At 61.6% G+C, this 8,992-nt stretch carries 9 protein-coding genes; 5 read left to right on the forward strand and 4 right to left on the reverse strand.

Features of this window, described 5'->3' with window-relative positions; all coding sequences use genetic code 11:
- Positions 1-21 precede the first annotated feature (21 nt).
- On the forward strand, positions 22-447 hold the full coding sequence (locus tag ACQ4WP_RS22545) for a YdgH/BhsA/McbA family protein (RefSeq protein WP_436524561.1): 426 nt from the start codon (positions 22-24) through the stop codon (positions 445-447).
- A 1-nt stretch (position 448) separates the two neighbouring features.
- Here ACQ4WP_RS22545 and ACQ4WP_RS22550 read toward each other — a convergent pair whose 3' ends face one another.
- Positions 449-2,095, reverse strand: a complete 1,647-nt coding sequence (locus tag ACQ4WP_RS22550; RefSeq protein ID WP_436524563.1) for a methyl-accepting chemotaxis protein — start codon at positions 2,093-2,095, stop codon at positions 449-451.
- Between the two features lie 289 nt (positions 2,096-2,384).
- Here ACQ4WP_RS22550 and ACQ4WP_RS22555 point away from each other — a divergent pair, with 289 nt between their 5' ends.
- Positions 2,385-2,810: an EamA family transporter gene (locus ACQ4WP_RS22555; RefSeq protein WP_436524565.1), complete on the forward strand. Its 426-nt coding sequence runs from the start codon at positions 2,385-2,387 to the stop codon at positions 2,808-2,810.
- A gap of 73 nt (positions 2,811-2,883) precedes the next feature.
- Positions 2,884-3,249, forward strand: a complete 366-nt coding sequence (locus ACQ4WP_RS22560; RefSeq protein ID WP_436524567.1) for a hypothetical protein — start codon at positions 2,884-2,886, stop codon at positions 3,247-3,249.
- On the opposite strand, the gene ACQ4WP_RS22565 is transcribed toward ACQ4WP_RS22560, so the two are convergent.
- Positions 3,243-3,680, reverse strand: coding sequence for a hypothetical protein (locus tag ACQ4WP_RS22565; RefSeq protein ID WP_436524569.1), 438 nt, complete (start codon positions 3,678-3,680; stop codon positions 3,243-3,245). The genes ACQ4WP_RS22560 and ACQ4WP_RS22565 overlap by 7 nt on opposite strands.
- A gap of 170 nt (positions 3,681-3,850) precedes the next feature.
- Here ACQ4WP_RS22565 and ACQ4WP_RS22570 point away from each other — a divergent pair, with 170 nt between their 5' ends.
- Positions 3,851-4,687, forward strand: a complete 837-nt coding sequence (locus tag ACQ4WP_RS22570; RefSeq protein WP_436524571.1) for an AraC family transcriptional regulator — start codon at positions 3,851-3,853, stop codon at positions 4,685-4,687.
- A gap of 45 nt (positions 4,688-4,732) precedes the next feature.
- Here the strand turns inward: ACQ4WP_RS22570 and folE are convergent, their stop codons facing one another.
- Positions 4,733-5,299, reverse strand: a complete 567-nt coding sequence (gene folE / locus ACQ4WP_RS22575; protein WP_436524573.1) for a GTP cyclohydrolase I FolE — start codon at positions 5,297-5,299, stop codon at positions 4,733-4,735.
- A gap of 77 nt (positions 5,300-5,376) precedes the next feature.
- A complete protein-coding gene (nudC, locus tag ACQ4WP_RS22580; protein ID WP_436524583.1) occupies positions 5,377-6,213 on the reverse strand; it encodes an NAD(+) diphosphatase in 837 nt (278 codons plus the stop codon).
- 294 nt (positions 6,214-6,507) lie between these two features.
- Between nudC and ACQ4WP_RS22585 the strand changes: the two genes are divergently transcribed.
- Positions 6,508-8,841 (forward strand): catecholate siderophore receptor Fiu, encoded by a 2,334-nt coding sequence (locus ACQ4WP_RS22585; RefSeq protein WP_436524575.1) that lies wholly within the window; start codon positions 6,508-6,510, stop codon positions 8,839-8,841.
- Positions 8,842-8,992 lie beyond the last annotated feature (151 nt).

The raw sequence follows: 8,992 nt of genomic DNA on the forward strand, positions 1-8,992 counted from the left end.
AACAAACCAAGAAAGCCGACCATGCGCAAACTCCTGATCGTCATGCTGTCCGTCCTGCTGTCAGGCTGTGTCCAGGACTTCGCCATCTACATGTTCGATGGGCAAGACCATTCCCTGACCGTGCGCCGCGAGCAACGTTATTTTTGGCAAGATACCGTGGAAGTGCAGCTGATGGCCACCAATCTACCGCAATGCCAGCGCCTGCATATCCTCTCGACCGATGCACCCGCCGACATCAAGGTCGAGCTGTTTGCGGCCGGCGATGGCCGGTGGAATATCCGTATGGGCAAGCAACTGTGGCAGGCGGAAACGACTACCTGCAATGATCTGACCGAAATGGAAAACGACCCGAAAGCCGACCTGGGCCAGCCGGTCGGGCAATTCGTGGTCGTCGATGACAAGCTGGAATTCGAGCCGGCGCCGCAAGCGGCGGCGCCAGCCCAGTAAATCAGCGCGCCGCCAGGCTGCGCAGCGGCTTTTTCGCCACGGCGCGTGGCGCGCCAGCCGAGCTCGCCGCCAGGCGCGGCGCCGTCCCCGGCTCCTGCGCCGACAGTTTGAAGCGCGCCACCAGTTGCGCCAGCACGGCCGCCTGGTCCTGCATGCTGGACGCCGCCGCCGCCGCCTCTTCCACCAGTGCGGCATTCTGCTGCGTCACGCTATCCATTTCCGTAATCGCCTGGTTGACGTGGCCGATGCCCGTGCTTTGCTCGTGCGAGGCGGCCGTGATGTCGGCCATGATGTCGGTCACGCGCGAGACGCTGGCCACCACCTGATCCATGGTCGTGCCCGCCTGTGCGACCAGGGTGCTGCCGGCCGCGATGCTGTCGACGGAAGCGCCGATGAGTTCCTTGATTTCCTTCGCTGCGCCAGCGGATCTTTGGGCCAGATTACGCACTTCCGACGCCACCACGGCAAAGCCGCGGCCCTGCTCGCCGGCGCGCGCCGCTTCCACGGCCGCATTCAATGCCAGGATATTCGTCTGGAAGGCGATGCCGTCGATGACGCCGATGATGTCGACGATCTTGCGCGACGAGGCGTTGATGGTGTCCATGGTGCCGATCACTTGCGCCACCACGGCGCCGCCCTGGCGCGCCACGGCGGAAGCGGACTGCGCCAGTTCATTCGCCTGCACGGCGTTACCCGCGTTTTGCGTCACGGTCGAGGTCAATTCCTCCATCGAGGCCGCCGTTTCTTCCAGCGAACTGGCTTGCATTTCCGTGCGCGCCGACAGATCCATATTGCCGCTGGCAATCTCGCTCGATGCCGTGGCGATCGTCTCGGCGCTGTGGCGGATTTCACTGATCGCATCGACCAGGTTGGCCTGCATGGTTTTCATCGCGTACAGCACGCTGTGGCGGTCGTTGGCGTGCGTGCGCACGTTGCCGCTCAAGTCGTTGTTGGCAATTTTTTCCGCCACGTCGGCTGCATACTCGGGGTCGCCGCCCAGCGCATGGCGCAGGCTGCGGTTGATCGCCACGACGACGGCGGCCAGCAGCGCGCACACCAGCGCCAGCACGCCCAGCGAGTTGATCAGCGACTGGCGGAAGGCCGCGTCGATATCGTCCATATACACGCCCACCACCAGGGTCCAGGCCCACGGCTTGTAGGCCACCACGCGGCTCATCTTCGGTTCGGGGGTTTTCTGGCCCGGACGGGGGAAATAATAGTGGACGAAGCCCTTGCCCGCATCGCTCTTGCCGACGGCAACGATGTCGCGGTACAGATAGGTGCCGTTGGCATCCTTGAAGTCCGACATGTTCTTGCCGTTGGTTTGCGGCGCGGCGGGATTCATCACGACGACGGCATCGAGGTTGATGATGGACAAATAACCAGTCTCGCCAAAACGCATGCTCTTGATGACGGCAGTCGCCTGCTTTTGCGCTTCTTCCTTCGTCAAGGCGCCGCTGGCGGCCAGGTCGCCGAACATCTTGACGGCGCCCAGGCCCAGGTCGGCGGCATTGCTCAGGTCGGCGCTGCGCTCTTCGATGCGGATCTTGCGGATTTCCAGGGCGTTATAGACAAAAATAACGGTGATGCACAAGAGGCTGCAAATCAGGGGGATCCATAACTTCTGCTGGAACGTCAATTTCTTCATGCTGTGTCTCCAACTCTCTATTGTGCGGCGAAGGGGCGTGGCCTGCTTCCAGCTCTGCAGGCCAGGAATGCGGCGGCGACGGTGCTCTGGCGGCACCGTTCAGACGTCTCCAGCATACGCTCGAACTACCATTTTTTACAATGCCGGCAAGCAATGTTTTTTTCCCGGTGTTGTAAATGGGTTGCAACAATTGATGAGAATTGATGCTGCGTTGCAATAAAAATGTTGGCAGCGGCCGCCATTCTTTTACGCTACAGTCACTGCAATTCTTCACCGCGCAGGGAGTCCCATGTCGACCACGTTTACCTGGCAAGGCTTTGCCATCCTGTCGGCCGTGTTTGCGGCCCTGACGGCCATTCTGGGCAAGCTGGGCGTGGCCCATCTGAACAGCAACATGGCCACCTTGATACGCACGGGCGTCATCCTGCTGGTGACGGCCATCATCTCGCTGCGCGCAGAGTGGCAGCGCCCCAGCGGGGGCAACTGGGTGGGCTGGACCTGTCTGATCGCTTCGGGCGTGGCCACGGGACTGTCGTGGCTATGCTATTTCCGCGCGCTGCAACTGGGGCCTGTCTCGCTGGTGGCGCCCGTCGACAAGCTCAGCGTGGCGCTGGTGATGCTGGCTGGCTGGCTGGTGCTGGGCGAGCCGTTCACCCTGAAAGCGGCGGCCGGCGGTGGCCTGATCGTGCTCGGCTCGCTGATTTTGCTACTCTGATGCAATACGCGGCACGTCGCGGCGCGCCTGTGTCAGAATGCACGCCGGATAGATCGAATCGCGAAAGAACAGCATGACCAAGAATGAAGCCATGAAACGCATCAACGACCGCCTGGGCAAACCCACCCTGACGGACAAGAACACGCATTTTTCCAGCGTCGCCAGCTATGGCACGGACGAAGGCTGGTGGTTGAAGATTCCCTTCCTGACCTTCAAGCAGGAATTGCACTTCATCCTCAACAATGAAAAGACCAAGAGCTTCCAGCACCTGAGAGTCGGCGCCAACCAGATCCTCAGCCCCGGCATGAAGTTCCGCAGCACGGGCGGCGCAGCCGACGCCTTCATGTCGGCCTCGGCGCCGAAACGCCTGGTCGACCTACTCGACGGCGGCAGCAAGTACAACTTCACCAAGCATTTTGTAAACGATTATCGCTACTGATGTGCGGCCTGGCTGCCGTTGCCTGACGGCAGTTGCGGCGGTAGCCACGCCTTGATCAAATGCTGCGCGATGTCGAGCGCGTCGTCGCGGCTGGTGCCGAAATGCAGGGGATAGCCCCAGAATTGGCCAAACATGACGGCAAAGGCCTTGCCCGCCAGGCGCTTGGCCGCGCTCGGTTCGACCAGCACCATGCCCTGGATATACGCGCGCAGGGCGGCCTTGTGCCGTTTCATCCACAGCACGGCGCGCTTGCGCTCTTCCTGCGGATGCGCATGCCCGTCCTCGTCCAGACCTTCTTCGCTGAGAATGACAAACGCCTGCTGGCGCGCTAGCAGGGCCTCGAACTGGGCGAACAAGGCATCGTCGTGGCGGTGTGCGGCAGGATCGCGGCGGATCCAGACGAGGGGGAAATCGGTGATATCGAGTTGCATGGGAGACTCCTTCAAAGGGGGTTGCCGTTCCTCCTGGCCTTCATCAGAACACTGGCGGCGGCGGTTGCCGTTGAAGCGGGGCTGCGGATGCACATACGATACCGTTGGCGGCATTGCGCGTCATTGCATAAAATAGCCACGATATTATTCAATCCAGCCAAAGTTGTCCCATGCCCCATCTTCTCCTGCCCGATCTGCTCCCTACGCGGCTGGGCGCAGCCGCCGTCACCATCGATTTCGACGTCGATGGCGTGCTGCGGCCGCTGCTGGCCGTGGGCCTGGCCAGCGTGCGCGAGGATGTGGAGCAGGCGCCGCACCAGCACCGCAAGGGACAGCTGCTGTACGCCACGCGGGGCGTGATTCATTGCGAAGTGGAAAGCGGCGTGTGGATCGTGCCGCCCCAGTGCGCCGTGTGGATACCGGGCGGCCTGATGCATGCGGCGCAGGGCGTGGGCGAGGCGGAATGTTATTGCCTGTTTGTCGAGCCGGCCATGGCGCCGGCCCTGCCGGCCGTCTGCTGCACCGTGGCCGTCTCGCCCTTGCTGCGCGAACTGATCGCCAAGGCGGCCTGCTTTCCCACCTTGTATGCGCTGCACGGCGCGCAGGAACGCCTGGTGGCCACCCTGCTCGATGAGTTGGCCGCGGCGCCGGTGGAAGACTTACATTTGCCGATACCGCGCGATGCGCGCCTGCGCCGCCTGGCCGCCCTGCTGTTGGCGCAACCCGCCGATAAAAGCACCTTGGCCGAATGGGCCAGCCGCATCGGCATGAGCGAGCGCAGCATGACCCGGCAGTCATTGGAAGAAATGGGCATGAGCGTGGGCCGCTGGCGCCGGCAATTGCACGTCATCCTTGCCTTGCAAGGGCTGGCACAAGGCCACAGCGTGAAAGCCGTGGCGCTGGAACTGGGCTATGAAAACACCAGCGGTTTTGTCACCATGTTCCGCAAGGCGGTGGGCAAGCCACCGGCGCGCTACCTGGCGGAACGGGAATCTGGAAGACCATAAGAAAGGCGGCATATGCCGCCTTCGTCCTGCATCGTCGCTGAAAAATCAGCTTTCGCGTGCCAGCGCCAGGAACTCCGTGCGCAGCGCCAGGTTCGGCTGCATCTCGCCCAGCATGGCCGAGGTGATGGTTTCTTCGCCCGGCGTGCGGATGCCGCGGCTTTCCATGCACAGGTGACGGCAGCGCACGACCACGCCCACCGATTTCGGTTCCAGCACTTCCATCAGGGCATTGGCGATCTGCATCGTCATGCGTTCCTGCACTTGCAGACGCTTGGAGAAGCAATCGACCAGGCGCGTCAGTTTCGACAGGCCGACGATCTTGCCATTGGGCACGTAGCCGATGGTGGCCTTGCCAAAGAAGGGTGCCAGATGGTGTTCGCAATGGCTGTAGACGGGGATGCCGCGCACGACGATCAACTCGTTGTACTGTTCCGCGCCATCTTCAAAGGCTTTCAGCAAATCCACCGGATCCTGGCCATAACCGGACGTCCAGTGCTTCCACGCCTTGGCCACTCGCATCGGCGTTTCCAGCAAGCCAGGACGCTGCGGATCTTCACCAAAGCTGCTGATCAGCCGGCGCCAGTCGTTTTCGGAGAATTCTTCTTGAGACATGCTAAACCACCCTAAAATTTTCAATTGCCGCCAGTATATAGAAAATGCGGCAAGCTGCCCGAGCGGCCCCGGCTTTCCTATGCCGCTGGCGGACGGTGCGCTCTCACCAGCAGCGCCGAAATCGACACGCTGGAGCTCGCTTCCGGCCACGCCTCGCCGGGGCCGAACCAGCGCGCCTCGGCGATCTCGTCCTCGTCCAGGCGGATCTCTCCATCGAGGTAATCGGCCGTAAACGCGATCATCAGCGAATGGGGAAACGGCCAGGACTGGCTCATGAAGTACTGCAGATTGTGCACGCGCAAACCCACCTCTTCCATCACTTCGCGGTGCACGGCTTCTTCGATCGATTCACCCGCTTCCAGGAAACCGGCCAGCGGACTGAAACGCTGCGACGGCGAGTGCTTGTGCATAGCCAGCAGTACCTGCTCACCCTTGCGGATGAGTACCATCATGGCCGGCGAAATGCGCGGATACGCGAGCATGCCGCAGGCGGCGCATGTGAAGCAGCGTTCGCCACGCTTGCGCTGCATGGGCGTGGCGCACACGCCGCAATGACGGTGCGTGCGCGCCCACTCGGCCAGTTGCACGGCGCGGCTGGCCAGACCCAGGAAAGCATCATCGACGGCATGGAACAGCGAGCGCATGCCGTGCCAAGCCAGGCCGCTGTCGGCGGGCAGCAGCTCCTCATCGGTCCAGACGGTCTGGCAATAGCGGCCCTGCCACAGGCCCACGGGCTGCGCGCGGCGCAAGTCGATATCGAGCGCGGCCGCCTCGACGGCAGTGGGCAGGAGCAGTTCCGGCGTACGCAACAGCAAGCGCCCGCGGTGGAAGACAAAGGTGAGCGTCTGGTCGGCGGCCGGGGTTGGTTCGGGTACGTCGATCAGGGGGACAAAAGCATCGGGAGTCTGCAGCATGCTGGGCGGAGATTTGTAAAGGTTGCTCATCATACTCCCGCTCCAGAACGCTTGCGCACATAGCAGCGGCCAGGCAGCAAAGCAAGCATTCATGCGCCATGACAGTGTTTTTTTTGCGGCACGCCCAATCCGTTGCGTAAACGATACTGATAACGATTCTCATTTACGAAATAGCGCCCAGTTATTACAATACCGCCTATTCCGTCTCCATCGCCAGCCACTTGCCCGCGTGCCAACACACCGCGTCGCAGAGCCAGCCAGGAACCACTACCCTGACCTTATCGAGAGAGCAAGATGGCAATCAAGAGCCGCAAACACGCACCAACCCGTTTCAACCAGCACATCGGCGCCGCCCTGGCCGTGATGCTGCTGCCCGTCGCCGCCCAGGCGGCCGACCCGGCCGGCCAAAGCGTCCCGGCATCGCAGCAAACCCTGAACGAAATCAAGGTCGTGGGCTCCAAGGAAAATGATTTCAAGGCCGAAAAAGCCTCATCGCCGAAATACACGGAAGAGCTGGTCAATACGCCGCAAACCATCGTCGTGATCAAGAAGGAATTGATCGAACAGCAAGGCGCGCTGACCCTGACGGACGCACTGCGCAACACGCCAGGCGTCGGTACCTTCTTCCTCGGCGAAAACGGCAACACAAACACGGGCGACGCCGTCTACATGCGCGGTTTCGATTCGTCCGGCAGCATCTATGTCGATGGCGTGCGCGACGTGGGCTCCATTTCGCGCGACGTCTTCAACATCGAACAGATCGATGTACTGAAGGGCCCGGCGGGCACGGACAGCGGCCGAGGTTCGCCCACCGGTTCGATCAACCTGGTCAGCAAAACGGCCAGCATGGCGAACACCTTCAACTCCCTGCTGACGGCGGGCAGCGGCAAGCAGAAACGCGCCACGGCCGACTGGAATCGCATCCTCGACAGCGATACAGGCACGGCCTTGCGCCTGAACCTGATGACGCAGGATAGCGGCAACCCGGCGCGCGATGAAGTCACCAACAAGCGCTGGGCCTTCGCGCCCACCGTCACCTTCGGCATCGGTAAACCGACGCGCATCACGGCCAGTTACCTGCACGTGGACCAAAACAACGTGCCCGACGGCGGCGTGCCGACCATCGGCCTGCCAGGCTACTCGACGCCGGACGTTGCCACGACGGAACAACCGGTCATCCGTTCCTTCCTGAACGGCGCGGCCAAGGTCGACACGAAGAATTTCTACGGTTCCACCGCGGATTACGACAAGGTCAAGGCCGACATGGGCACCTTGCGCATCGACCATGATTTCTCGCCCAACGTGCAGCTCCAGAACACCACGCGCTACGGCAAGACCAAGCAGGATTACCTGCTGACGGCCTTCATGGGCAGCATGGTCAACCTGAAGACACCGGTCCCGACCGATCCGTCGACCTGGACCATGGCGCGCTCGTTGCGCACCGTGAAGGACCAGGAAAACACGATCCTGACCAACCAGACCGTGGTCAGCGCACAGTTCGACACGGGCGTGCTGAAGCACTCCGTGGTGGCGGGCGCCGAGTTCACCAGCGAAAAGCAGACCAACTACAGCTATGTGCCAGCCAGCCTGGGTACCTTGCCGGATGCCAATCTGTACCATCCGAATCCGCGCGACACCGTCACCGGCCACAACCCCGTGCGCAGCGGCGCCTTCACGGAAGGCGAAGTCAACACGCAAAGCCTATATGTGTTCGACACCGTCAAGTTCGGCGACAAGTGGATCTTCAACGGCGGCGTGCGCTTCGACCACTTCAACACCACCTATGACGCCGTCACCCTGCAAACGGCCGTGGCCAAGGACCAGGTGCAAAAACTGCCGGTCGGTACGCCGATTCCCACCCATTTGACCCTGAACGACACCTTGGCCAACGGCAAGATCTCAGCCATGTACAAGCCGACGCCGGACAGCAGCGTGTATGCCTTGCTGGCCACGTCGAAAGCGCCGCCTGGCGTCAACTTCGCCCTGAGCACGGGCGCCAACAGCGCGCAAAACCCGAACTATGACCCGCAGGAAACCACCACCAAGGAAATCGGCACCAAGTGGGACTTCCTGAAGCAAAAACTGTCGCTGTCGGCCGCCGTCTACCAGACCACCGTCAAGAACGAAGTGGAACAGGATCCTGTCATCTCGACCATTTATTACCAAACCGGCAAGAAGCGCGTGGAAGGCATCGAAATCGGCGTGGTGGGCGAGATCATGCATAACTGGCTCGTCAGCGCCGGCTACACGCGCATGAATACCAAGGTCGAATCGGGCAAGGTCGTCACGGCCAGCGGCATCAATAACCTCAGCTACACGCCAAAACAGGCGTTCACCAGCTGGACCTCGTACACCCTGCCGTTTGGCCTGAAGATCGGCGGCGGCGCGCGTTACGTGGGTGAAATGCTGCGCGGCACCGATGGCGCCGTCGGCACGCCGGCACGCGTGGATGCCTACTGGGTCTTCGACGCCATGGCGACCTATACCGTCAACAAGAACCTCGACTTGCAGTTGAACGCCTACAACCTGGCCGACAAGACCTATGTGGCGGCCATCAACAAGTCCGGTTTCCGCTACACCCCGGGCCAGCCCCGTTCGTTCAGCCTGACGGCAAATATCAAGTTCTAAACACGCATTGCGTCACATCGAGCCCCTCTTCGGAGGTAATGCCGTTCACTTAAGCAGTTTTTCGTAGAACTCGAGTGGCATAGCGCTTTGGTTTTGCCTTGACGGCCCGGTCGAATTTTCGATCGGGCCGTTCGTCATTCAGAAGACTAAC

The sequence above is a fragment of the Janthinobacterium lyxosi genome (assembly GCF_051380665.1).
Classification (GTDB): Bacteria; Pseudomonadota; Gammaproteobacteria; order Burkholderiales; family Burkholderiaceae_D; genus Janthinobacterium.

What these genes read in the sequence shown, in the direction of transcription:
- ACQ4WP_RS22545 (WP_436524561.1), top strand. Translation starts at nt 22, where the DNA reads ATGCGCAAACTCCTGATCGTCATGCTGTCCGTCCTGCTGTCAGGCTGT.
- ACQ4WP_RS22550 (WP_436524563.1), bottom strand. Translation starts at nt 2,095, where the DNA reads ATGAAGAAATTGACGTTCCAGCAGAAGTTATGGATCCCCCTGATTTGC.
- ACQ4WP_RS22555 (WP_436524565.1), top strand. Translation starts at nt 2,385, where the DNA reads ATGTCGACCACGTTTACCTGGCAAGGCTTTGCCATCCTGTCGGCCGTG.
- ACQ4WP_RS22560 (WP_436524567.1), top strand. Translation starts at nt 2,884, where the DNA reads ATGACCAAGAATGAAGCCATGAAACGCATCAACGACCGCCTGGGCAAA.
- ACQ4WP_RS22565 (WP_436524569.1), bottom strand. Translation starts at nt 3,680, where the DNA reads ATGCAACTCGATATCACCGATTTCCCCCTCGTCTGGATCCGCCGCGAT.
- ACQ4WP_RS22570 (WP_436524571.1), top strand. Translation starts at nt 3,851, where the DNA reads ATGCCCCATCTTCTCCTGCCCGATCTGCTCCCTACGCGGCTGGGCGCA.
- folE (WP_436524573.1), bottom strand. Translation starts at nt 5,299, where the DNA reads ATGTCTCAAGAAGAATTCTCCGAAAACGACTGGCGCCGGCTGATCAGC.
- nudC (WP_436524583.1), bottom strand. Translation starts at nt 6,213, where the DNA reads ATGCTGCAGACTCCCGATGCTTTTGTCCCCCTGATCGACGTACCCGAA.
- ACQ4WP_RS22585 (WP_436524575.1), top strand. Translation starts at nt 6,508, where the DNA reads ATGGCAATCAAGAGCCGCAAACACGCACCAACCCGTTTCAACCAGCAC.